This window comes from Shewanella sp. Isolate8, assembly GCF_022398495.1.
GTDB classification, from domain to species: Bacteria; Pseudomonadota; Gammaproteobacteria; order Enterobacterales; family Shewanellaceae; genus Shewanella; species Shewanella aquimarina.
The window spans coordinates 429,861-454,809 of sequence record NZ_JAKEVI010000003.1 but is presented as its reverse complement, the minus strand read 5'-3'; the positions used below and the strand labels follow the sequence as shown (position 1 = coordinate 454,809).

At 53.6% G+C, this 24,949-nt stretch carries 20 protein-coding genes and 5 tRNA genes; 18 read left to right on the top strand and 7 right to left on the bottom strand.

The annotated features are described in order from the left end of the window. Positions 1-59 precede the first annotated feature (59 nt). Both L1D43_RS14480 and parC read left to right on the top strand, forming a co-directional pair. A complete protein-coding gene (locus L1D43_RS14480) occupies positions 60-1,187 on the top strand; it encodes a PQQ-dependent sugar dehydrogenase (RefSeq protein ID WP_239853245.1) in 1,128 nt (375 codons plus the stop codon). Continuing rightward, positions 1,184-3,451, top strand: a complete 2,268-nt coding sequence (parC, locus tag L1D43_RS14475; RefSeq protein WP_239852652.1) for a DNA topoisomerase IV subunit A — start codon at positions 1,184-1,186, stop codon at positions 3,449-3,451. The genes L1D43_RS14480 and parC overlap by 4 nt, the downstream gene beginning before the upstream one ends. A gap of 78 nt (positions 3,452-3,529) precedes the next feature. Here the strand turns inward: parC and L1D43_RS14470 are convergent, their stop codons facing one another. From L1D43_RS14470 to rsgA, 7 genes are all read right to left on the bottom strand, one after another. Next, entirely contained in the window at positions 3,530-3,721 is a 192-nt protein-coding gene (locus tag L1D43_RS14470) for a bacterioferritin-associated ferredoxin (RefSeq protein ID WP_011864358.1), read from the bottom strand. A 324-nt stretch (positions 3,722-4,045) separates the two neighbouring features. Further along, positions 4,046-4,972, bottom strand: a complete 927-nt coding sequence (locus L1D43_RS14465; protein WP_239852650.1) for a D-2-hydroxyacid dehydrogenase — start codon at positions 4,970-4,972, stop codon at positions 4,046-4,048. Positions 4,973-5,197: 225 nt separating this feature from the next. Then, the gene (locus L1D43_RS14460; protein WP_239852649.1) at positions 5,198-5,905 is read right to left on the bottom strand and encodes a glycerophosphodiester phosphodiesterase family protein; all 708 of its coding nucleotides are present in this window, start codon (positions 5,903-5,905) and stop codon (positions 5,198-5,200) included. Beyond that, positions 5,905-9,087: a mechanosensitive ion channel domain-containing protein gene (locus L1D43_RS14455; RefSeq protein WP_239852647.1), complete on the bottom strand. Its 3,183-nt coding sequence runs from the start codon at positions 9,085-9,087 to the stop codon at positions 5,905-5,907. Before L1D43_RS14455 ends, L1D43_RS14460 begins: the two co-directional genes overlap by 1 nt. A 124-nt stretch (positions 9,088-9,211) precedes the next feature. After that, positions 9,212-10,102 carry a DMT family transporter gene (locus tag L1D43_RS14450; protein ID WP_239852645.1) on the bottom strand — a complete coding sequence of 297 codons (891 nt, stop codon included), beginning with the start codon at positions 10,100-10,102 and terminating at the stop codon, positions 9,212-9,214. 8 nt (positions 10,103-10,110) lie between these two features. After that, the gene (asd, locus tag L1D43_RS14445) at positions 10,111-10,971 is read right to left on the bottom strand and encodes an archaetidylserine decarboxylase (protein WP_239852643.1); all 861 of its coding nucleotides are present in this window, start codon (positions 10,969-10,971) and stop codon (positions 10,111-10,113) included. Positions 10,972-11,014: 43 nt separating this feature from the next. Further along, a complete protein-coding gene (gene rsgA, locus L1D43_RS14440) occupies positions 11,015-12,070 on the bottom strand; it encodes a small ribosomal subunit biogenesis GTPase RsgA (protein ID WP_239852641.1) in 1,056 nt (351 codons plus the stop codon). Between the two features lie 115 nt (positions 12,071-12,185). Here rsgA and orn point away from each other — a divergent pair, with 115 nt between their 5' ends. The 16 genes from orn to hflC all read left to right on the top strand — a co-directional run bounded on the left by orn (position 12,186) and on the right by hflC (position 24,752). Then, positions 12,186-12,731, top strand: a complete 546-nt coding sequence (orn, locus tag L1D43_RS14435; protein WP_041508361.1) for an oligoribonuclease — start codon at positions 12,186-12,188, stop codon at positions 12,729-12,731. A gap of 104 nt (positions 12,732-12,835) precedes the next feature. Further along, positions 12,836-12,911 (top strand) — tRNA-Gly (locus L1D43_RS14430). 6 nt (positions 12,912-12,917) lie between these two features. After that, a tRNA-Gly gene (locus L1D43_RS14425) sits at positions 12,918-12,993 on the top strand. Between the two features lie 6 nt (positions 12,994-12,999). Further along, positions 13,000-13,075 (top strand) — tRNA-Gly (locus L1D43_RS14420). Between the two features lie 89 nt (positions 13,076-13,164). After that, positions 13,165-13,240, top strand: a tRNA-Gly gene (locus L1D43_RS14415). Positions 13,241-13,313: 73 nt separating this feature from the next. Then, positions 13,314-13,418, top strand: a tRNA-Ala gene (locus L1D43_RS14410). 457 nt (positions 13,419-13,875) lie between these two features. Further along, complete coding sequence (locus L1D43_RS14405; protein ID WP_239852639.1) at positions 13,876-14,331, top strand: hypothetical protein; 456 nt, start codon at positions 13,876-13,878, stop codon at positions 14,329-14,331. 478 nt (positions 14,332-14,809) lie between these two features. Then, positions 14,810-16,288 carry an NAD(P)H-hydrate dehydratase gene (locus tag L1D43_RS14400; protein WP_239852637.1) on the top strand — a complete coding sequence of 493 codons (1,479 nt, stop codon included), beginning with the start codon at positions 14,810-14,812 and terminating at the stop codon, positions 16,286-16,288. Between the two features lie 102 nt (positions 16,289-16,390). Further along, positions 16,391-16,852 (top strand): tRNA (adenosine(37)-N6)-threonylcarbamoyltransferase complex ATPase subunit type 1 TsaE, encoded by a 462-nt coding sequence (tsaE, locus tag L1D43_RS14395; protein WP_041508364.1) that lies wholly within the window; start codon positions 16,391-16,393, stop codon positions 16,850-16,852. 2 nt (positions 16,853-16,854) lie between these two features. Continuing rightward, on the top strand, positions 16,855-18,174 hold the full coding sequence (locus L1D43_RS14390) for an N-acetylmuramoyl-L-alanine amidase (RefSeq protein WP_041508365.1): 1,320 nt from the start codon (positions 16,855-16,857) through the stop codon (positions 18,172-18,174). 9 nt (positions 18,175-18,183) lie between these two features. Then, positions 18,184-20,076 carry a DNA mismatch repair endonuclease MutL gene (gene mutL, locus L1D43_RS14385; RefSeq protein ID WP_239852636.1) on the top strand — a complete coding sequence of 631 codons (1,893 nt, stop codon included), beginning with the start codon at positions 18,184-18,186 and terminating at the stop codon, positions 20,074-20,076. Beyond that, positions 20,069-20,995, top strand: a complete 927-nt coding sequence (gene miaA, locus L1D43_RS14380; protein ID WP_239853244.1) for a tRNA (adenosine(37)-N6)-dimethylallyltransferase MiaA — start codon at positions 20,069-20,071, stop codon at positions 20,993-20,995. Before mutL ends, miaA begins: the two co-directional genes overlap by 8 nt. Positions 20,996-21,087: 92 nt before the next feature. Next, a complete protein-coding gene (hfq, locus tag L1D43_RS14375) occupies positions 21,088-21,366 on the top strand; it encodes an RNA chaperone Hfq (RefSeq protein ID WP_041508368.1) in 279 nt (92 codons plus the stop codon). A 20-nt stretch (positions 21,367-21,386) separates the two neighbouring features. Beyond that, positions 21,387-22,685, top strand: coding sequence for a ribosome rescue GTPase HflX (hflX, locus tag L1D43_RS14370; RefSeq protein ID WP_239852634.1), 1,299 nt, complete (start codon positions 21,387-21,389; stop codon positions 22,683-22,685). A 43-nt stretch (positions 22,686-22,728) separates the two neighbouring features. Then, a complete protein-coding gene (gene hflK / locus L1D43_RS14365) occupies positions 22,729-23,871 on the top strand; it encodes an FtsH protease activity modulator HflK (protein WP_239852632.1) in 1,143 nt (380 codons plus the stop codon). Between the two features lie 2 nt (positions 23,872-23,873). Beyond that, complete coding sequence (gene hflC / locus L1D43_RS14360) at positions 23,874-24,752, top strand: protease modulator HflC (RefSeq protein ID WP_041508371.1); 879 nt, start codon at positions 23,874-23,876, stop codon at positions 24,750-24,752. Positions 24,753-24,949 lie beyond the last annotated feature (197 nt).

Genomic DNA, 24,949 nt, shown 5'->3' with positions numbered 1-24,949 from the left:
CGTTAGACAAGCTTAATATAATGCATAATAAAAGAGTTAGTTGTTATTTTCTGAGTGCGATGTTTGCCATGGTGGCATCGGGCGTGGCCCTGACGGCACGTGCCGAGCAGCCTATCATGATCACAGTCACCAAGGGATTTGGACTCTCCTTATATGCCTCAGATCTCGGGGATGCCAAGCAGATGGCACTGGGTGATGAGGGTACGCTGTTTGTCGGCTCCTATAAATCTGGCAGCATTCAGGCCTTGGTGGACAGTAACGCCGATGGCCGTGTAGACAAGCGTTACGTGGTCGCCAAGGGGCTCGAGTACCCAGAGGCGATCGCTTTTTACAAAGGGGATCTCTATGTTGCCGAAGAGGAGCGTATTCTGCGCTTCGTGGACATAGAGAACCGTCTGCGACGTCCGGGCAGGGGTAAGGAGGTCTACGACCGTCTGCCGGGCAAGACCAACAAGAGCCGCCGCGCCATGCGTTTCGGCCCAGATGGTCGCCTCTATGTCGCCATCGGTGCGCCCTGTAACGTGTGTGAGGCCCATGCGCCCTTTGGCAGCATCATCGCCATCGATCTCGAGAGTGGCAGCAGCGAGCAGATCGCCACCGGCATACGCAACGTCACCGGCTTCGACTGGGCCCCTAAAGACAGCAAGCTGTGGTTTGCCGATCTGGGCCGCGACTGGATGGGCGACAGACTGCCACCGGATGAGATTAACCGTGTCGATATTGTCGGTGCCCACTACGGCTTTCCCTATATTCATGCCAGCAGCGTGCTAGAACCCGCCTACGAGAAGCCCAAGGGCCTTAAGGTGACGACGCCCGTCTTCGAGCTACCGGCCCACGTGGCGCCCATGGGGCTCGAGTTCTACCGCGGTGAGCAGTTCCCCGAGAAGTACCGTGACCAGCTATTCGTGGCCGAAAACGGCTCCTGGAACCGTTCCAGTAAGATAGGCTACCAGGTCACCATGTTGACCCTGGAAGATGACAGTATCAGCAAGCGCCAGACGGTGGTGAGCTTTCTCGATGGAGAGTTTCCCGTTGCCCGGCCCTATGACTTAATCATGGCACCCGATGGGGCCATGTATATTTCAGACGATCTCAAAGGCAATGTGTATCGTCTGTTTTATAAAGAGAACACGAGCGAAGAGAGCGAATCGAGTGAAGCGAGTGAACAACAGGATCCTAATCAATGAGTGATGCGATAGATTTAAGCCTCGATGGCGTCGAACAGATGCCCTTGAGACGTTTCACCGAAGAGGCGTATCTAAACTATTCCATGTACGTCATCATGGATCGCGCCCTGCCACATATCGGCGACGGATTAAAACCGGTGCAGCGCCGTATCGTCTACGCCATGAGCGAGCTTGGCCTGTCGGCGCAATCTAAGCACAAGAAGTCGGCAAGAACCGTGGGTGATGTACTGGGTAAGTATCACCCCCACGGCGACAGTGCCTGTTACGAGGCCATGGTCTTGATGGCGCAGCCGTTCTCATACCGCTACCCCTTGGTAGATGGTCAGGGTAACTGGGGGGCGCCGGACGATCCTAAGTCATTTGCGGCCATGCGTTATACCGAGGCGCGTCTCTCTAAGTTCTCCGAGGTGTTGCTGACCGAACTGGGTCAGGGCACGGTAGATTGGGGCGTCAACTTCGACGGCACCCTGAAAGAGCCTATGGTGTTGCCTGCGCGCCTGCCGCACATACTGCTCAACGGCATCACAGGGATCGCGGTGGGTATGGCCACCGACGTGCCGCCACACAATGCCCGCGAGCTGGTGGATGCCTGTGTCGAGCTGATCGACAACCCTAAGGCGGATCTGGAAAGGCTGATGGAGCTGGTGCCCGGCCCTGACTATCCTACCGAGGCGGAAATCATCAGTCCGAGAACCGAGATCGCCAAGATCTACGAGACCGGCCGTGGCTCTATCAAGGCTCGCGCCGTCTATACGGTGGAGTCGGGTGAGATAGTGATCACCGCGCTGCCACACCAGGCAAGTGGCGGTAAGATTCTCGAGCAGATCGCCGCCCAGATGCAGGCCAAGAAGCTGCCCATGGTGGCCGACCTGCGTGACGAATCGGATCACGAGAGCCCGGTGCGCATCGTCATAGTGCCGCGCTCCAACCGTGTCGATTGTGACCAGCTGATGGCGCACCTGTTTGCCACCACAGATCTGGAGAAGAACTTCCGCGTTAACCTCAACGTGCTTGGGCTCAATGGTCGTCCTCAGGTCAAGGGGTTGAAACTGCTGCTGACCGAGTGGCTGGAGTTCAGGCTGACCACGGTCAGACGCCGTTTAGAGCACAGATTAGATAAGGTACTGGCAAGGCTGCATATTCTTGAGGCCTTGATGATCGCCTTCCTCAATATCGATGAGGTGATCGAGATCATTCGTTACCACGATGATCCCAAAGCCGAGCTGATGTCGCGTTTTAACCTGACCGATGAGCAGGCCAACGCCATCCTGGATCTTAAACTGCGTCACCTGGCGAAGCTGGAAGAGTTTAAGATCAAGACGGAACAGAGCGAGCTAGAGGCGGAGCGCGAGAAGCTTGAGCTAATGCTGAGCTCAGATCGCCGCATGAAGACGCTGATCAAGAAAGAACTTAAGCAAGACGCCGAAACCTATGGCGATGAGCGTCGCTCGCCGCTTGTCGAGCGTAGCGAATCCCGTGCCCTGTCTGAGCAGGAGTTGGTACCGGCCGAAGCGGTAACCGTAGTGCTGTCGGAGAAGGGCTGGGTGCGCTGCGCCAAGGGCCATGATATCGACCCAACGGCGCTCTCCTATAAGGCGGGTGACGGCTTCCTCTGCGCCGCGTCGGGCAGGAGCAATCACGCCACCGTCTTTATCGGCTCGACCGGACGCGCCTTTGCGACCGATACCCATACCCTGCCATCGGCCAGGAGCCAGGGTGAGCCCGTGACCACTCGCTTCCAGCTGTCACCGGGCGAGTCTATGGCTCATGCGCTGCTGGGTGAGGATGGACAATGCTTCCTGCTGGCCTCCGATGCGGGCTATGGTTTCATCGGCGACTATAAGGATATGGTGTCGCGCAACAAGGCGGGTAAGGCGCTGCTGAGCCTGCCAGCCAATGCGCAGGTGCTGCCACCGAGACGCGTGGATAAGAGCCGCAGCGAGTCTATCTTGGCGATCACCAACGAGGGCCGCATGTTGCTCTTCTCTGTCGACGCCCTGCCACAGCTGGCTAAGGGTAAGGGTAACAAGATCATCGGCATCGCCAGCGACAGGGCCAAGAGCCGCGAAGAGCTGCTGGTGCATCTGCACGTGGTGCCCCAAGATACCGCCGTCACCCTGTGGGCGGGTAAGCGCAAGCTCACCCTCAAGCCGAGCGATCTCGAGCATTACCGTGGTGAGCGCGGTCGTCGTGGTGCCAAGCTGCCTCGAGGTCTGCAACGTGTGGATAAGGTGGAGTTGGGTGAGGACGAAACCAGCCTCTAGTCGACTGTCAGACATAAAATCCAGACATAAAAAAAGCTGCTCTAGAGCAGCTTTTTTTATGTCTGTTTGAAGCGGGCCTTAAGCCACTTCGTAGAAGTTAGGGGTAACATCGAGTCGCGCCTGGATGATCTCGGTGGCCATCTTGCTACATTTACCGCATTGGTTGCCAACGCCCAGACGACGCTTAACGTCGGCAAGAGACATATCTCCTTGATCGACAGCTTCTTTTATTTGCTTGTCGGTAATGGCGTGGCAAAGGCAAACATACATACAGGTGACTCCCCTACTTCAGATGCACGCAAGTATAAATGAAAACGATTCTCAATGCTAATAACTCCTGGTTATAGAATGTGCACTATGGCGCCTTTACGGGGAATTAAAAATTGTGAACTATCCCACTAAACACGGGGCCTCTAGCCTATCTGGGGATAGGATTTGCCTCGTTGGGCTTAGATTTTGACCGACGCAGTAACGCTGGCAAGCGCGCCAGCTAGGCCGGATTAATTTAAGAGGTGATGGTATTAACCTGGTCGAGCCTTGCATTCATACCTGTAAGCCAGTGCTGAGCACACATGGGGCTTGCTCGCGGCTTCCTTAGTAGCCGCGCTCGAAGTTAACCCTGTGGCTCAGGGGCTCTCCCTTGATGAACTTGTGGTAGTTATTGGCGAAGATCTCCACGACCTGCTCGGGAAAACTCGGGGCGGCGATATGGGGGGTGATGATGACATTCTCCAGCGACCAGATGGGATGCTCCTGGGGCAGGGGCTCCTGATTGAAGACATCCAAGATGGCGTTTTGCTGAGGGTGGCTCAGTAGCTGGGCATAGAGGGCGTCAAGATCCAGCACATCGCCGCGGCCCAGATTAAAGAGGATCGCCTCAGGCTTCATCAAGGCGAGCATCTCTTGATTGAGTGCGCCCTGGGTCTGTGGTGTGCTGGGCAGGATCGCGGCGATGGCATCCGCATTACCTATGTGCTGAGCCAGATTCGCCAGGGTATCGACCTTGTCGAAGCCTATGGTGGGCTTGGCGCCGCGGTTGATGCCGGTGACCCGCATGCCAAAATGTTTAGCGGTCTGGGCGAGGTGCTTGGCGATATTGCCCGTGCCTAATAGCAGCAGCTCCTGCCCTTGCAGGGTGCGAAAGTTGCCCGGGCGCCAGATCTTTTCTGCCTGCTGGGACTGATACTGCTTATGTTGGCGCTGGTGGGCCAGTAGGTAGCCAAACAGGTACTCGCTCATCAGCGGGCCGAAAATTCCCCTCACATTGGTGAGCTGATAGTCACGGCGTAGCCTGGGTTTGACCAGGAGATCGACGCCGGCATAGGTAGATTGCATCCATTGGATCTGTTTGGCATGACCCACCAAGGGCGCCGCCAATGGCGGTTCGGCCAGCCAGATATCGGCCTCGAGGATACTCTGAGGATTGTCGCCCAGCAACGTCAGGTGCGGCAGATGACAGGAGCCGAGCAGGTTGCGATATTTGTCGTTATCGCTGGTTAGCAGCAGTAGCTTGTGTTCCATAGCGAGTCCTTTTGGCTGTTATTATTTTTGTATGAGACCCAGAAAATGGCTGGTTTATTTTTGTGGCGAACTTTATTTAGTCGCACTTAGTCATTATAGATGTTCCCGCTGGCCTTAGTACTTAAGTGGGGTAGGCCCTAGTTCTACAGTTACAAAAAATGGCAGAGGTGTCCACCGCTAGTGCGGACTTTGCTTATTTGTTGGGCGGTTTGGCGTGAGTAAGTACTAGCGTGTCAGCAGGAGTTGATGCACGCAGTCGGCGCTGACGTCGGGGAAATTACTGAAGATTCCATCGACCCCAAGCAGCGACAGGTAGTGGATATCGTCACGATTATCCACGGTATAGACAAACACCTTGGCGCCGCGGGCGTGGGCATCCTCCACTAACTCCCGGGTGACGAAGTTGACGCTAAGATGCAGTGAGAAGGCTTCTAATCGGGTGACTATGGCCGCCAGGTCTTCCGGTACCCCTTCGATTAATGGCGCCAGCACTATCTCGGGATAGGCCTGTCTCAGGGCAAACAGGAAGCCGTGATGGAAAGAGGAGATCAGCAGCTGATCGGTGCGGTAGTTGAGTTTATTGAGGATCTCAGGGTAGAGCGCCATGAAGGGACCGAGGGAGTTAAGTCCCTTGAGCTCTATGTTAATCAGGGCGTCGAAGGGCTGCAGATACTCGAGGAGCTCCCAGAGTTTGGGGATGGGCTCGCCATCCACGCTAACGCTCGCCAGATACTCTTGAGTCACCGCCTCGATAAGGCCAGTACCCGAGCTCTTGCCATCGAGACGCCTGTCGTGAAACACATAGAGTTCGCCCTCGACGCTGTGCACATCGATTTCGACGGCATTACAGCCCAGGGCGACCGATTTTTTGATGGCGGCCAGGGTATTTTCGGCGCCGTAGCCGCTGGCGCCCCGGTGAGCATAGACACGCATTAGCTTCTAATTAATCCCTGAGTCTCTTTACTTTGACCACTAATATGCACCTCTAGCTGCGGATAGGCGAGCTCTAGATGATTTTCTCTGAGTTTCTTGCTGACTTGCTTGTGTAGCTTATGCCTTAGTGGCCAGCGGGTGTTCATATCCTTGGCATAGGCGCGGATCTCATAATCCTGGGTATGCTGACCAAATCCGGCAAACCAGACCTCTGGCTCGGGTGTGGTCAGGGCATCGTCACACTCCTTGACGGCCTGGTACAGGGCCGCCTCCACCCGCGCAGGGTCTGAGTCTCTGGCGACCGAGACGTAGACGATCACTCGGGTGATGGGATCCGACAGTGACCAGTTGATCAGCTGCTCGGTAATAAAGGCCTTGTTGGGCACTATGATCTCTTTCCTGTCCCAGTCGACGATAGTGGTGGCGCGGATCTGAATCTTACTCACAGTGCCGGTCAGATCGCGAATGGTGACGGTATCGCCGATACGCACAGGTTTCTCGAACAAGATGATCAGGCCCGAGATGAAGTTGGCGAAGATCTCCTGCAGGCCGAAACCCAGGCCCACAGAGAGCGCCGCGACCAGCCATTGCAGCTTAGACCACTCCATCCCCAGGGTCGAGAAACCACTGAGCATGCCGAAGAAGACTACCAGGTAGCGACTCACCGTGGTGATGGCGAAGCCTGTGCCCTGGGACAGATCCAGTCGCTGCAGGATCATCAGCTCCAGCAGGCCCGGCAGATTGGTGGCGATCATCAGCGAGAAACCGACGATGATCAGCCCAAGCAACAAGGACTTGAGGGTGATTGGCAACTGCTGGGCGATGCCATCGACCGTGCTCGAGCTGGTCCACAGAGTGATGCCATCCAGGAAGGAGAAGATGGCGCTATGGGTCTGGGTCCAGAGGCCGATCAGGCTGATCAGGAAGGCCAGAGTCAGCAGTGAGCGTACCAGCCCCAGAGATTGACTGGAGATGGTCTCTAGATCCACCACGGGTTCTTCATAGGTGTCCGGTGGTTCGTTGCTGTTGGGGTCGTCCTCTTTCTCCCTTTGGGCTAGTATTTCGGCGCGCTTGGCCTTGGCACGGTTGAAGGCGATGCGGCGGCGTTCGATCAACATCCAGCGCTTAATCAACTGATACAGCAGCATAAAGCTTAGGGATAAGATCAATGACAGCTGTAGCTGCAGCAGCATCTGATAGGCGGTGAAGTAGTAGCCCCTGAAGGCCAGCACGGCGCAGGCCGGTGGCAGTAGTATGAGTATCGACCAGAGCAGCTTCTGTAGCAGGCGTTTGTTTTTATCGTCCTGATGATAATGATGCTCCTGCTTCGACAGGCTCAGCATGTCGCGGTAGAACCAGAACAGCATGAGGGCCAGCAGGATGAAGGCGCCGCGACCCAGGCTGTTGCGTACCAGCGAGGTCTCTAACACCTCGGTAAAGCCGATAACGCCCACGATAGGCATGGCCAGAATGGTCAGGGCGCGCAGGCGTTGCTGGCCGGCACGTATGATGGGCTTGTCGCCCTTGAAGTGACCGATCAACAGACCCTTGTCCAGCGCCAGCAGATAGGTGAGGCGATAGAGCTGATACAGCATACCTATGGCCAGTATGCCCATGCCGACCGAGGAGACCAGGTTGTGGTTGCTGAAGTAGAAGATCAGGCCGCCGCAGATCAATGGCAGTGGCTTGATGCAGCTATAGAGGAGCGAGCCAACCAGGGTATTGAAACTATAGATAAACTTATCTTGGGTGACATTGCCCACATAGGTGACGTTCTTCGCCAGTAGCTGGGTAAACTTGGGCGTGACCAGATCCTGCATTACCAGACAGAGCACCATCAAGATCACCCACCATGACCAGAGGGTGCTTTGCTCGCTAAGGGCGTCGTGTAGCTGATGCCAGGGGGCCTGAGTGAGCAGCCATTGGGTACTCTGGTACAGGTCGCTTATCCAGTAGCCGTCTATGCTATTGGCGTTGGCCACCCAAAACAGGTGTTCGTTGAGTGTGGTCTTGAGGGTTTGATATTGCTGGCTTAACTGTTCATACAAGACCCTAAGTTCGGCGAGCTCACCAATATAGAGGTCATAGTTTTCCAGTAGCTGACGCTGCAGCTCTTTTTGGGCGCTCAGGAGCTTGCTTTGCAGCGGCGAGAGCTGCTCTGCGGCGCCGAGCAGCGGGTGCAGGGTCTGATCTTGCTCTATCTGGTAGCGTGCCAGGCGGGCATTGGCGATCTCATTACTGATCTTATCCTGACTCGGCGGTTTGGGCAGCGAATAGAGGATACGCAGGAAACGCTCGCCGAAGGCCGAGTTGAGCTTTACCAGGGCGATCTGCTGCTGAATGTTAGTGATCTGCTTGGCCTGGAATTGGTATTGGGTTTCGGCCTGCTCCTGCAGCGTCATCACATTGGTCACTTCATGGGTGAGCTGTTTCAGCTGCTCGCCATAGGCCTGATTCTGGTCGTTCAGCTTGATGGCGATGGCATCGTCTGTGATGGAGGTTTCGATCTGGCTGGCGGCGATGGTGGCCGCCGTGGCCTTATGACGCTGCTCGGCGATGGCGCCGTTGAGCCTTTCGATCAGGGCTTCCTGCTGAACTAGCTGACTACGCACCAGCGCTAGCTGTTGCTGGGTCAGGGCAATCTGTTTCTGGCTGCTGGCTAATTCTGATTCCAGGGTCGAGAGGCTCTGAACATAGACCCGGCGCTGCATCTCGCTCAGAGGCTGATTGTCGTTGCCGGTCGCCTGTTTGTGCTTGACCAGGGTCAGGTTGGCTTGGCTTATCAGGCTGGGCAGCTGCTGCTGACGCTTGATCAATTCGTTGACCTGGGTGGCCAGGTTGGCCTCTGTCTCCTTGAGTTCAGCCAATCTCAGGTATGAGAGTGATGCCTGCTGGCTCAGGTCTTGATTAGGGTTGTATTCCAGTGGCGTGGCGGCTTCTTTAAGCTGCTGTGTCAGCGCCTGTTTCTGGCTCTGATACTGGTGAATGATGGCGTCGAAGCTGGACTGTAGGGCCTGCTGTTCGGTGAGCTGTTCTTCGAGCAGACTGAGTTGCTCGGCGGTGCTCTTGCTGGCGACCTGGGGTTCTTGTCCTATTCCCAGGCGTTTATTGAGGTTCAGGGGCGAATTAGCGGCACCCGAGAATGAGATTAGACAGAGAATAATCAGTAATATACGAGACATAAGCCGCTTTGTTTACACCAGCATCAATGGACGCTTATATATTACCAAGTTAGTTCAAAAATGATATCTATGAATCGGTTAATTTGACCCGTGTGGCGTTTCATTTACCACCAAGGAAAATGCCTTAGGATTTTGCTTGTTGGGCGCGATTGGCCTTATGGCTTTTCTGGGTCTCATAGACGGCGGTAAAGACCACTAAGGCGCCGCCAATCAGCGTCTTCATGGCGAGTCCCTCGCCGAGAATCAAAAGGGCCAGCAGGGCACCATAGAGGGGTTGCAGGCAGGAGACCAGGCTGACCGTCTTAGCGCTTAGCTGGCGCAGTGCCGAGGTAAACAGGGCGTGGGGTGCGGCGGTAAAGACTATGCCTAAGAGGATCACCAACCACCAGACGTTGGCTTGGATGGCGCTTGGGTCGACCTCGAGCCAAGGCAGCAGGAAGAGGGCGCTGACCCCAGTCTGATAATACATGGCCTGGGCACCGCTGTAGCTGGCGAAGTAGCGCTTGTGTAGCAGGTTTCTGGCGGTGAACAGGGCCGCCGACAGTATGCCTATGATGATCCCTAGGGTGACATCGTTGCCTAGGTTGGCCTCTGGGATCAGCAGGCTGACACCGAGCAGGACACAGATGCCGCTTATGATATCGGCTAGCTCTAGGCGCTTGCCGGTAAAGAAGGGCTCCACTAACACTGTCATGACCGGGTAGGTGAAGAAGGCGATCATGCCTATGGCCACCGAGGAGAGTTGCATGGCGGCAAAGTAGGTGACCCAGTGCAGGCTGACTATGATGCCGAGGCCCAGGGCTATGCAGTAGTCTTTACCGCGATTGAGCCTGAGGTGCTTGCCGCTGACCTTAACTAATAGAGCGAGGGCGAGGGCGGCGATGCAGCAGCGAAGTGCTGTGATATCCAGGGCACTGAGGGGAATCAGCTTGGAGAAAAGGGCCGTACCACCAAACAGGAGGACGGCCAGATGCAGTTCGATTAAGCCAGAGCGTTCGCTGCTACTTGTGTTCAAGATTTCCTCTAATCGATTTTGGCAAAAGCCTGACCCATGCGGGTAACGGCCTTAGGCTCGACGCCATCGGCAAAGTGTTCCAGTGCGTCTTTGGCAAATAGCATCACTACAGTGCTGCCAAGCTTGAAGCGTCCCATCTCCTCGCCCTTGTCCAGGGTGATCGCCTCTGGGCCCTCGGTCGGATAATCCCAGGTGAATACCTTCTTGCCCGTCGGCGGGGTAACGGTACCGGCCCAGACGGTTTCTATGCTGGCTACGATAGTGGCGCCAACCAAGACCATGGCCATGGGACCGATTTCGGTTTCGAAGATGGCCACGACTCGCTCGTTACGGGCAAAAAGGCCAGGCACATTCTCGGCCGTTAGTGGGTTAACCGAAAACAGCTCGCCCGGCACATAGGTCATCTTAGACAGGGTGCCTTTTATGGGCATGTGAATTCTATGGTAATCCTTAGGTGCCAGATAGATGGTGGCAAAGTCACCGCCTTCGAAGCGTTTGGCATCATCGGCCTGATCGCCTAAAAGGGCAAGTGACGAATATTCATGTCCCTTGGCTTGAAAGATGCGCCCCTCTTTGATCGGCCCGCATTGGCTGACGGCGCCATCGACCGGATGAACGATATAGTCGTCATCTTCACACAGGGGACGAATGCCGGGCTTCAAAGCGCGGGTAAAGAACTGGTTGAAGCTGGCATAGGCTTCTGGTGCACTCTCGGCGGCCTCGCTCATGTCTATCTTATATTGCTTGATAAACCATTTAATTACGCTTGTCGTTACCGCGCCGAGTTCGGCGGCAGCCAGCTTACCCACGAGTCGCGATAGCAGGTGTTTCGGCATTATGTATTGCAAGGCAATCTTCAATTTGTCCACTGTCTGTTTTCCTTCAAATCCAGTTTGGCTGTCTTTAATTTAGTTAGTCGTTATCGTTTTTGAAATGACGGGCGTGTCGCTGCTCATCCAGGCTGTCGATAATTCTATGGTAGTTCTGATACCTGTCTTCGGCGATCTTACCTTCCTCGAATGCCTGGGTGATGGCGCAGCCTGGGTCATTCTTGTGTTTACAGTCTCTAAACTTGCAGGTGCCCAGGTAATCCCTGAATTCGACGAAGCACCAGCCGACGCGCTCGGCGGGTAGGTGCCACAGGGCGAATTCGCGCACGCCGGGAGAGTCTACCAGGTCACCGCCGCTAGGGAAGTGCAGCAACTTGGCTGTGGTGGTGGTGTGTTGGCCGAGGCCAGAGTTCTCGGATACGTCGCCGGTGATCAGTTCGGCTTCAGGTAGCAGGGCGTTGATCAGGGATGACTTGCCCACGCCAGATTGGCCGACAAACACGCTCACCTTGTCTTTTAATAGGGTCTTGATCTCCTCGACCCCTTCGCCAGACTTACTGCTGACGCGATATACCTGGTAGCCGATGGCTTGATAGCGTTGCAGCGCGGCTTCGACGGCTGGCGCCTCTTCGTCGCTAAGCAGGTCTATCTTGTTGAGTATGATGACCGGGGCTATGCCTGTGTCTTCGGCGGCCACCAGATAACGGTCGATGATCTGGGTGGTGAAGCTAGGCACCACGGAAGAGACGATAAGTATCTGATCGATGTTGGCGGCGATGATCTTTATGCCGTCGTAGAGATCCGGCCGTGACAGTGAGGAGTGTCTCGGGTGAACGGCCTCGACCACACCGGCGATGGTGGCTGTGGTTTCACTGGCCTGGCGCATGATCACCTTATCGCCGGTGACCAGGCTTTGAATATTTCGGCGAATGTTACAGCGAACCAGTTCACCGTTTTCCGTTTCGACATCAGCGTGTTGGCCGAAACGAGAGATGACGGTGCCCAGCTGTTCTGGCCCCAGTGAGCTATCCTGTAACTCAATGGTTGTTTCTTTTGCGTCTTTGCGCTGCAGCCGTTTCTCTTGATTGGCGCGCATGCGGCGGCGTTGGCCTTGGCTTAGGGGTTTCTTTTTACTCACAGTGTCGTCATCGTCAAAATAAGGTTATTTTGTGTCTTCTAAAAAAGCAGTATGATACACGGTCTTAAATAAAAAAGCCTGAATTTAGGCAAACACGCATTGATAAGGCAGATATATGGCTGCAGATGAAACAAATCTGATCTGGGTTGATCTGGAGATGACGGGACTAGAGCCCGAGGTCGATAGAATCATTGAGATAGCAACGATTGTGACCGACAAGGAGTTGAACATCTTGGCCGAAGGGCCGGTGATTGCCATCCATCAGAGTGAGGATGTACTTGCGGCGATGGATGACTGGAATCAGAAGCATCACGGCGAGTCAGGCCTGATCGACAGAGTCAGGGCGAGTGACTTCAGCGAGCAAGATGCCATCACTCAGACGATTGCCTTCTTATCCGAGCATGTACCAGCCGGTGTGTCGCCAATGTGCGGTAATAGCATAGGTCAGGACAGACGTTTCATGAATCGTTACATGCCAGCCCTGGAAGACTATTTTCACTATCGCAACATAGATGTCAGCTCTGTCAAAGAGTTAGTGCGTCGCTGGAAGCCTGAGGTAATGAACGGTTTTAAGAAGCAGGGCACTCATCAGGCACTGGTTGATATCCAGGAGTCGATTGCCGAACTGCAATATTATCGTGAGAAAGTATTTAAAATTTAACCAAACGGTAGAAAATTTTAAATTAGGGGGTTGCAGAGGGGCGAAATTCTCCTATAATGCGGCCTCAACTTTTTACTGGCGCAAACGCCGGTGATGATTGAAATGCGACATTAGCTCAGTTGGTAGAGCGATACCTTGCCAAGGTATAGGTCATCGGTTCGAACCCGATATGTCGCTCCAAATTATGCGACATTAGCTCAGTTGGTAGAGCGATACCTTGCCAAGGTATAGGTCATCGGTTCGAACCCGATATGTCGCTCCAAATTATGCGACATTAGCTCAGTTGGTAGAGCGATACCTTGCCAAGGTATAGGTCATCGGTTCGAACCCGATATGTCGCTCCAAAATTTGAGTTACGTTAACTCAGTTGATGAAAGGTGAAAGACGATCCCTTTTGTCGATGATGACAGTTAGGGTAGCACGAAAAATTTATGCGACATTAGCTCAGTTGGTAGAGCGATACCTTGCCAAGGTATAGGTCATCGGTTCGAACCCGATATGTCGCTCCAAATTTTCCTCTCTAAGCTTCAGTTTCCAACAGTACTTAATATTTATCCCGCTGCTTGCGTGTATTGTCCCTATGCGACATTAGCCCGTTGGTTCTTTGTTCACTGCGTTAGGCGATACCTTGGCAAGGTATAGATCGAGCGTTTAGCGCTACCGATTCGAACCCGATATGTCGCTCCAAATTTTCCTCTCTACGCTTCAGTTTCCAACAGTACTTAATATTTATCCCGCTGCTTGCGTGTATTGTCCCTATGCGACATTAGCTCTGTTGGCTCTTTGTTTCTGTCTGCAACCTCCATCCTTTATCCATCATTCTTCTTCGAACGCGCTTAGGTGCCATAGATTTTGGTCTTGGTGAATTTCTATTCACTATTGAAGGGTAATTTTGATGAGTGTTTTGTCGTTTTATCTATTGCCAGAGCCTTTAAGTTAACGATTATTAGCCCTTTATCGGCGTGAAGATCACAAAATTGTCATTAGCGTGATGTGAGATAAAATTCTTTAAGCTTGTCTAATGTAGCGACTTCAGAAGTGCGCAAACTATGACATTGTTCAAAAAAAACTGCGCTAATTACTCCCATAATGAAATCAAGTCAGTATTAACGCCTAACGCTTGGCATCGATTGGAGTAGGAAAAATGAGATTTCAACAACTTAATGAACAGTTGGCATATGTCTCTAAGTGTCGCTTGGAAATGGCTCGTTTGTATGCGCGTTTACACAGCGCGGTAGATTCGTCTCGCGTGAAATTGATGCTGGAGTATTTGCAACAGCATGAGAAAGAGGTGTCTAAGAAGATCGATGACTACATCGAAGAGGCGCCAAGCCGTCTGCTGGAACTCTGGTACAACGACATTGTGTTTGAAGACTTCATCAAGCGGTGTCAGGATGTGATTCCAGCAGCCAACATGAATGAAGATGATCTGCTTGAGCTACACCTGGATCTCGATAACCGTCTGATCGGCTTGTTTGAGAAGACGGCGGATTCCTCTGTGCCGGGTGATGTGAAGAACGCCCTCAACGATCTGGTGCGGGTCGAGAAGATTCAGCAGCAACGTCTGGTGCACAGCAGCCTGAGAATGGAAGATATTTAAGCAGAGTTATTTAAGCCGAGTTATTTAAGTCGAGTTAAGTAGGCTTAGTTTTTTAAGCTGAGCTATTTGACCATTTCGGACAAAGACACATATGAAAAAGGCGCCTTGGGCGCCTTTTTCTATTCACACCCAGCTTATTTTAAGTCTAAGGTTATAGCTAACTATTTTTAATTGCTTTTTTGTGTTTCAACCAGGGTGAAAACTTCAATTATCTATATCCACTTAGGGTTTTATAACCTCAATAGTTCAGTAATTTGGCTGACTACCTAAGTTATTTTTTCTCAGTTCGATGAAATGTTTTGTTATCTCTTTGTTGGCCTTCGGGGCTCTGAGCTGGCGGATTTATTGTGCCAGATCAAACTTCCTCCAATCTCTGGCGTTTAAACGGAATCTCTTGGCGATTAAAAACTTAAATATCGAATATGCTTAGGCATAGGGCAAACCGCCCCGGTGATGAGTCTTGTTAAGGAGAATCCAGATGTTGTTTAGTGACGGCCAGCTGCCATCGGCCTTATATACGGCGCAGATGATTCGTGATGCCGAAGCGCGCTTTATTGCGTCCGGTGAGGCTAACTTATGTCAGTTGATCGACAGCGCCGGTCAGTCGGCCTTCGAACTACTGCAGCGGGAAGAAAGGCTTAACAACAAAATTTTGGTATTGGCGGGCTATGGCAACAACGGCGCCGACGCCTATATCTGTGCCACCTTGCTGCTCGAATCTGGCTGTGATGTCGCCCTCTATGCCGTGGAGCGTCCCGAGCCAGGCGAGGGGATTAGCTACGCCAAGGCGGCCTTTCTCGCGGCGGGCGGACATCAGCTATCTGATTATGAAGAGGCACTCAAGGAGGCCGAGGTCGTCGTCGATGGCCTGCTGGGCACAGGGGTAAAGGGAGAGCCTCGCGCCCCCTTTGCCGAGATGATTAAGGCGCTGAATGCTTATTCCCCCTGGATCTTATCCTTAGACGTACCCTCTGGGATCGATGTGGATACCGGCGCCGGCCAGCTGGCGGTCAAGGCCGATGTGACCCTGACTTTCGGCGCGCCGAAACAGGGGCTTATCACGGGTAAGGCGAGGGACTGTGTCGGACGCCTCTGGTTTGCCGATATAGGGTTACAGGACTATCTGCCGAATTCTAAGGTGCTCAATATTGCCTACAGGCTAACCGATTTGGGATTGCCTGCCAGGGCGCAGAACAGCCACAAGGGCGCCTGTGGCAAGGTGACCGTTATCGGTGGTGACAATGGGATGGCCGGGGCGCCGCGTTTGGCGGCCGAGAGTTGTCTGCGAGCCGGAGCCGGTTTAGTGGCGGTGATCTCGAGGCCCGAGCATTTGACCGTGGTTAACTCGGGCAGACCAGAAATCATGTTCTGGGGCTGTGAGCTGGTGGATATGGAGGTGTACCAGCGCCTGGGCTGGGCCGATATTTTGCTGATCGGGCCTGGACTGGGCAAACATGACTGGGGCTATAACTTGCTCAAGGCGACGAGTCTGAGTGACAAGCCCTGTGTGATGGACGCCGATGCGCTCAATCTACTGGCGCTTGACCCATCACGGCAGAGTAACTGGGTGCTAACTCCCCACAGTGGTGAGGCGGCTCGTCTTTTGGGTATCAGTATCGCCGAGGTGGAGGCGGATCGCTTTGCCGCCGTCTATGCTCTGCAGGCAAAATATGGCGGCGTAGTGGTACTTAAAGGGGCTGGCACTTTGATCTATGACGGCAAGGTGTGTCATGTGGCACCCGTGGGTAACCCTGGGCTTGCCAGTGGCGGCAGCGGTGACGTGCTAGGCGGCATCATAGCGGCCCTGATGGCACAGGGGATGTCTAAGATGGATGCGGCCAGCGCCGGGGTGGTGGTGCATGGCGCCGCGGCGGATCTTGCGGCCAAAGATGGCGAGCGAGGCATGCTGGCCTGTGACCTGTTTGCTCATATACGTGCGCTGGTCGATAGGATTTAGCCTGGGCAGATTAAAATGCGCTAATGTTTGTTTAGATAAACGCCGGTTTAGGTTAAAGTATTCGGTTCAAAAAAGGATTGTCCTTAATTAGCGATAGATACGATGACATCAGTAAAAGTTTATCTTGAAAATGAAGCAGAAACCGTTAGCTTAGGCCAAAGGCTAGCCAGTGCGATTAAGCCGCCATTGACCCTCTATCTGAGTGGTGAATTGGGGGCGGGGAAAACCACCTTTAGTCGTGGTCTGATTCAGAGCCTGGGGCATCAGGGGGCGGTGAAGAGCCCGACCTATACGCTGGTTGAGCCTTATGAACTAGGTGATATTGATGTATATCATTTTGATCTATATAGATTAAGTGATCCAGAAGAGCTCGAGTTTATGGGGATTCGAGATTACTTTACCGACTCGAGCCTGTGTATTGTCGAGTGGCCCGATAAGGGCGTTGGCCTCCTGCCCGAGGCCGATCTGGCGATACACATTCAATATCACCAACAGGGCCGAGAGGTCACGCTGACGGCGCATTCGCGCGCCGGAGAGATTTTGTTAGATAGTTTACATAATTAATAATGATAAGAACTGAGTCACTAATAAAACGCCTATTATTGATTGTCTTGCTATGTATTCCTTCCATTGCCTACAGCGCAAATAAACTGGAAGGCGTACGTATCTGGGCGGCGCCAGAATCCACACGTGTGGTGTTTGACCTGCGTGAGCCGCCAAAGTATTCCCATTTTACCCTCACCAGTCCCTATCGCTTGGTGGTCGATCTGACTACCACGGCAACAGGGCTCAATCTGAGCAAGATTGAGAATAACAGCAAGTTGGTTAAGCGGGTGCGCATCAGCAAACCGCCCAAGAAGGGCACTCTTAGGCTGGTGATCGATCTGGTCAAGCCCGCCAAGGCCAACTTGTTTGCCCTGTCGCCCACGGCCCCCTATGGCAATCGCCTGGTGGTGGATCTTGAAGGCGGCAGCCAGAGCCCTAAGACGGCAAAGGCTGAACCCCAGCAGGAGCTGAGAGACATTATTGTCGCCATCGACGCCGGCCATGGCGGCGATGATCCGGGCTCTATCGGTCCCTCGGGGATCTATGAGAAGAAGGTCGCGTTACAGATCGCCAAGAAGGTAGAGGCCAAGATCAATGCCACACCGGGCATGCGCGCCATTATGACCCGCTCGGGTGACTACTTCGTCAACCTGAATAAACGCTCTGAGATCGCCCGTAACAGCAAGGCCGATCTGCTGGTGTCTATTCACGCCGACGCCTTTACCTCGCCTAAGCCTCAGGGCGCCTCTGTGTGGGTGCTGTCGATGCGCCGCGCCAACAGTGAGATCGGTCGCTGGTTAGAGCAGAAAGAGAAGCACTCTGAACTGCTTGGCGGTGCCGGTGAGATTATCCAGAACGCAGATAACGAGCAGTATCTGGCCATGACCCTGCTGGATATGTCGATGGACAGATCCATGGCGATCAGCCATAACATCGCCGGAGACGTGCTCGCTAATCTGGGGAAGGTGACACGCCTGCATAAGCATAAGCCGGAGGCAGCCAGCCTGGCCGTGCTCAAGTCGCCGGATATTCCCTCTATCCTGGTGGAGACGGGCTTTATCTCGAATCACAAAGAGGAGCGCCTGCTGACCCAGAGGGATCATCAGAACAATATCGCCAACGCCGTCCACAAGGGTGTGGTGCGCTATTTCGAGAATAATCCTCCTGCTAACACCATGATGGCCAGTAAGAGCGGCATCAAGCATAAGGTGACGGCCGGCGAGTCATTGTCGGTGATCGCCCATCGCTATCAGGTATCAGTCGCCAGCATCAAGAAGGCTAACAAGCTTAAGTCCAACACCCTCTACATTGGTCAGAAGCTGATCATTCCCCGGGCGTAAGGAACCAAGATGACTATTCGAATTTTGCCTCCTCAACTGGCTAACCAGATTGCCGCCGGGGAGGTGGTAGAGCGTCCTGCTTCCGTTATCAAAGAGCTGGTGGAAAACAGCCTGGATGCCGGCGCCACCCGCGTCGATATCGAGATAGACAAGGGCGGCAGCAAGCTGATTAAGATCACAGACAACGGCTCTGGCATCCCCAAGGAGGAGCTGAGTCTGGCCCTGTCTCGTCATGCCACCTCTAAGCTGGCCTCGTTAGATGATCTGGATGCCATCCTGAGTTTCGGCTTTCGCGGTGAGGCGCTTGCCAGTATCAGCTCTGTCTCCCGTCTGACCCTGACCTCGAGAACGCAGCAGCAGAGTGAGGCATGGCAGGCCTATGCAGAAGGCTCCGAGATGGCGGTCAGGGTGATCCCGGCGGCACATCCCGTGGGCTCGACGGTGGAGGCGGCAGATCTCTTCTTCAATACGCCGGCCAGACGCCGTTTCTTAAAGAGCGACAAGACAGAATTTACCCATATCGATGAGTGGCTCAAGCGAATCGCTTTGGTGCGCCGCGACATTCATTTTACCCTCAAGCATAACGGCAAGCAGGTGCGCAACTATCGCCCGGCCAAGACAGAGGCGCAATATCTGCAGCGTATGGCCCAGGTCAGCGGTAAGGCCTTTGCTGACAACGCGCTCAGGGTCGACTGTACCCACAACGGCTTAAGTCTCAGCGGCTATATTCAATCGCCATTTGGCGAGCAGGCCGTTGGCGACACCCAATATTTCTATGTTAACGGCCGTTTGGTGCGTGACCGCCTGGTTAATCATGCGGTGCGTCAGGCATTTGCTCAGCAGCTGCAAGGAGAGCAGGTTGCCTTCGTGCTCATGTTGACCCTGGATCCCCATCAGGTGGATGTCAACGTGCATCCCGCCAAGCATGAGGTGCGTTTCCACGAGAGCCGTTATGTGCATGACTTTATCCTGCAGGCGCTGGAATCGGCGCTGCGTCAGTCGAGTGAGTTGGCCTTAGAGGCGGCTCAGGACAGAGAAGTGGCAGAGCAGGAGACGTCCGCCTCCTATATTCGTCCGCTGCAACCTGAGTCTAATAGGCGTGAGCAGAGTAACTATGCTGCTAAAACGACTGAGCAGAACGAAGCATGGTCAGGGGATGAGCGCCGTGCCTATGCGGGACACAATGGTGGGTTAGGAGCCGGCGGTGAGCGGGTGCGAGAGACGCAGGTGAGCGCCTATGGCGGCAGTCAGTTTGCCGGGCGAGGACGCAGCCATGCGAGCGCCGAGCTGCCCAGTCAGGCGGCCGTCGACAGTTATGCCCAGCTGATGACCACACCAGGTGTGACGAGTCAGCCTGTTCAACAAGCAGGTGACGTTCCGCCCATGCCACAGCTGCTCGACGGACAATATTGGCTGCTGGTTCGGGGCAGCGAGCTTGCCTTGCTCAGCCTGCAGACCGCTGTGCGTGAAGTGACGCGCCGTGAGATTCAGGCCAAGCTGGATGCCGGTCTCATTGGCCAGCCGCTCCTGATGCCCGTATCGGTCAAGGTCGACGAGGATTGGCAGCAGACCTTGGCCGAGAGAGACCTTTTAGTGAGAAAATTGGGATTAGAGCTAACTATTCGCCTCGGCCAGTTGATAATTAAAAAAGTGCCCCCATATCTAAGGCAGAGTCAGCTGGCGAGCGTGATCCCCGAGTTTCTCCAATGGATACGCTTCGAAGAGCCGACAAACGATGCGCTGGTTAATTGGCTGGTGAATCAAGCGAGCGAACAGTTTAGCTCGGCGAGTCGACTCTGGGGCGAACTCATGGGACTAACCGAGTCGCAACAGCAAGAAATTTTATCTATGGCCAAGGTGATGCCTTGGCAAGAATGGTTAGGTGAGCAAACGAGTGAATAGCGAGAGTCAGCCGACAATTATCACCCTGATGGGGCCGACGGCGTCCGGTAAGACAGCGCTTGCGATGGCATTGGCCGAGCAGCACAACTGCGAGATCATCTCGGTCGACTCGGCGCTCATCTATCGCGGTATGGACATCGGCAGCGCCAAACCGACCCAGGAAGAGCTAAGCCGCGCGCCGCACCGTTTGATCGATATTCGCGATCCTAGCGAGAGTTACTCCGCGGCGGATTTTCGTAGCGACGCCATCGCCAACATTGAAGCGATCCTAGCGGCAGGCAAGACGCCCCTGCTGGTTGGCGGCACCATGCTGTATTTCAAGGCGCTACTCGAAGGCCTGTCGCCATTGCCATCGGCGGATGAGGCCATCCGGGCCGAGATAGCCAGCGAGGTCGAAACCAAGGGCTGGCAGGCGTTGCATGACGAGCTGCGTCGTGTGGACCCAGTATCGGCAGAGCGAATCCACCCTAATGATCCCCAGCGTCTGTCGCGGGCATTGGAGGTATACCGCATTAGCGGTAAAAGCCTGACCGAGTTGACCCAGGTGAAGGCCGATGCCTTGCCCTATAAGGTGGTGCAATTTGGCATAGCGCCGAAAGATCGCAAAGTGCTACACCTTGCTATAGCAGAAAGATTCAAATTGATGTTAAATCAAGGTTTCGTCGAAGAGGTGCAGCGGCTCAAGGCGCGAGCGGATCTGCATCTAGACCTACCTTCGATGAGATGTGTCGGATATCGCCAGGTGTGGCAGTATCTCGATGGGGAATATGACTATGATACTATGGTCGAAAAATCCATAGTTGCGACTAGGCAATTGGCCAAGCGTCAATTAACATGGTTGCGAGGATGGACCGATCTAAATTGGCTGGAGAGTGGGGATGAAGCTAATCTGGCGCGACTATTAGAACATTGTCGCTAGCTAATTCATTCACTCTATATAATACTAAAACCAAACCAGAAATTGATGCTGTATTAGGTTTTAATTAATTTTAATAAAAAGGAAATTACATAATGGCAAAGGGGCAATCTTTACAAGACCCATTTTTGAACGCATTACGACGTGAACGCGTTCCGGTATCTATCTACCTAGTTAACGGTATCAAGCTTCAGGGACAAGTTGAGTCATTCGATCAGTTTGTTATTTTATTGAAGAACACTGTCAGCCAGATGGTATACAAGCACGCTATCTCTACCGTGGTGCCTGCACGTCCATTTAACGTGAGCAACCATCACAACACGCCTAACCAGGCGGCGGGTTACAATGCACAACATGACGATAGCGCTGAGTAATTTCCTGAGGAGTTCGCTTTTTGTTTGAACGCTATGAGGCGGGAGAAGCTGCAGTACTTGTCCATATCGACTTTTCAGATGAAGACAGTAGGGAAGATATTACCGAACTTCGTTTACTGGTCGAGTCGGCAGGCGCTGAAACCGTTGGCGTGATCACGGGAAGTCGTCGTTCTCCAGATAGAAAGTATTTTGTTGGTACAGGTAAAGCGGAAGAGTTGGCGGCCATGGTGGCAGCCACCGACGCGAATGTGGTGATTTTTAACCACGCCTTGAGTCCTGCACAAGAGCGTAATCTTGAGCTGATCTGTCAGTGTCGGGTCTTAGACCGTACGACGCTGATTTTGGATATTTTTGCTCAGCGCGCCAGGACCTATGAGGGTAAGTTGCAGGTGGAGCTAGCGCAATTGCGCCACATGTCGACGCGCCTGATTCGTGGTTGGACGCACCTTGAAAGGCAAAAAGGTGGTATCGGCCTACGGGGACCGGGTGAAACCCAGCTGGAAACCGACAGACGTCTGTTGCGTGGTCGTATCAAGACCATCAACAAGCGACTGGAAAAGGTCGATAAGCAGCGTGAACAGAGTCGCCGGGCAAGGCAGCGAAGCGAACTCGCGACCGTGTCCTTGGTGGGTTACACCAACGCCGGTAAGTCGACCCTATTTAACGCCTTGACCGTTTCCGAGGTCTATGCCGCCGACCAGCTGTTTGCGACACTCGATCCGACCCTGCGTAAGTTAGACTTACAAGACGGTTCGGTCATTTTGGCCGACACGGTCGGTTTCATCAGACATCTTCCCCATGATCTCGTGGCGGCGTTTAAGGCCACCCTGCAGGAAACCCGCGAAGCGGATCTTCTGCTACATGTGGTCGACAGTGCTGATGAAAACATGGGCGACAATTTTGAACAGGTACAGTTGGTACTCAAAGAGATTGGCGCCGAAGAGATTCCACAGTTGATCGTCTGTAACAAGATAGATCTCTTGGAAGATGTGGGCCCTAAGATCGACTATGACAGCGATGGGGTCCCAACGCGTGTGTGGGTTTCGGCCCAGCAGCGACTAGGCTTGGACTTGCTCGAGAAGGCCATCAACCAGTTGGTTGGGCGGGCCGTATTAGAGCTTACCTTGCGTATTCCGGCGACGGCCGGACATTATCTTGGTCAGTTTTATCGACTGGATGTGATACAGCAGAAAGAGTATGACGATCTGGGGAACTGTATCTTATCTGTGCGCTTATTGGAGGCCGATTGGCACCGATTAGCCAAGCAGAGCCAAGGGGAGTTGGAAACCTTTATTGTTGAAACCGCAGCAATAGAGTAGTTTTTAGTAATCTCGTTTATTTCATACACCTATGGAGTGCTAAATGGCTTGGAACGAGCCCGGTAACAAGGGTCAAGACCCTTGGGGAAACAAGAACGGCAATGACAAGGGGCCGCCAGATCTCGACGAAGTATTTAAGAATATTTCGAAGCGTTTTGGGGGTAAAGGAAATGGCGCTGGCGGCGGATTCAGCGCACTAGGTTTTATCATTGTATTAGGCATCGCCGTTGTCGTATGGGGACTATCAGGTTTCTATACGGTGAAAGAAGCCGAGAAGGGTGTGGCGCTTCGCTTTGGTAAATATATTGGCGAAGTAGAGCCTGGCCTACAGTGGAAGGCGACCTTTATCGATGAAGTCTTCCCTGTGAACGTGAGCAACGTTCGCTCAATTCCAGCCTCGGGCAGCATGCTGACCGCCGACGAGAACGTCGTGCTGGTGGAGCTGGATGTACAGTATATTGTGGTCGATCCTTATCGTTACCTGTTCAGCGCGGTCGATGCTAATTCGAGCCTGCGTGAGGCAACGGATAGCGCCCTGCGTTATGTGGTGGGCCACAACAGGATGGACGATATCCTGACCACGGGACGTGATCAGATCCGTCGCGATACCTGGGAAGAAGTTGAGCGTATCATCAAGCCTTATAACCTGGGCATAGAGATCCGCGACGTGAACTTCCTGCCGGCCCGTCCGCCGGAAGAGGTGAAAGACGCCTTCGATGACGCCATTGCCGCACAGGAAGATGAGCAGCGTTTCATCCGTGAAGCCGAAGCTTATTCTCGTGAAATCGAGCCAAAGGCCCGTGGTACAGTGCAGCGCATGGAGCAGCAGGCGAACGCTTATAAAGAGCGTGAGATCTTAGAGGCGCGCGGTAAGGTGGCTCGCTTCGAGAAGCTGTTGCCTGAATATAAGGCGGCGCCGGAAGTCACCCGCAATCGTCTCTACATCGATGCCATGTCTAAAGTCTTATCGGGTACCAACAAGGTGCTGGTGGACTCAAAGGCGGGCAACAACATGATGTATCTGCCGCTGGATAAGTTAATGGAGCAGCGTCCACAGACTAAGACGAGTAAGCCTGTCGAGGTGGACACGGTCAATGACTCAGTGAACAGCATAGTAAATAGTGTTGGCATGCCGTTAGATGGAAGGCCTTCTCGTAGCGACCGTACTCGCCAGGGGAGAAACTAATCATGGGTAGATTATCTGTTATTATTGCGGCCATCTTAGTCGCTATGGGTCTATCGTCCCTGATGGTGGTCAACGAGGGTGAACGCGCTATCGTGTCGCGCTTTGGTAAGATCATCAAAGATGAGGGCGTGACGCGCATCTATAAGCCGGGTCTGCATATCAAGTTGCCGGTGATCGATAAGATCAAGTATCTCGATTCTCGCATCCAGACCATGGATGGCGCGGCGGACCGTTTCGTTACCTCAGAGAAGAAAGACCTTATGGTCGACTCTTATGTGAAGTGGCGCATCAAGGATCACGAGAAGTATTATCTTGCGACCAACGGTGGTAACAAGGTCCAGGCCGAATCGCTACTCCAACGCAAGATAAACAACGATCTGCGTACCGAGTTTGGTCGCCGTACCATCAAGGATATCGTTTCGGGTAGCCGTGACGAGCTGCAGCAGGATGCGCTGAGAAACGCTTCTGACAGCGCGCAGGATCTGGGTATCGAAGTCGTTGACGTGCGTGTTAAGCAGATCAACCTGCCGGCCAACGTGAGCTCAAGCATCTACCAGCGTATGCGCGCCGAGCGTACCGCTGTGGCTAAGGAGCATCGCGCTCAGGGTAAGGAACAGTCTGAAATCATTCGCGCCAAGACAGATGCCAGCGTGACCATTCAGATCGCCGAAGCCGAGCGTAAGGCGTTGCAGGTACGTGGTGAGGGCGATGCCATCGCCGCTAAGATCTACGCCGATGCCTATAAGAAAGACCCAGAGTTTTTCTCTTTCCTGCGTAGCCTAGAGGCTTATCAGGCGAGCTTTGGTAATGGTTCGAATGTGATGGTGCTCGAGCCGGAAGGCGATTTCTTCAAGTACATGAAGAGTTCTGATGCGAAATAGTTCTCATTGAGGATTATTAAGATTAAAGCCCGACGAGTTCGGGCTTTTTTATTGCTAATTGTCGCAAGTTGCTAATTTAGCTTTGATTGTTATTCTCGTTTACCATTTTATTGGGTAAAATCTCCCTCGTTTCATCCCGCACTTGCTGCACATTTTCTTCTGGAATGCCCAATTTCCTAACATAGTTAACTTTGTGC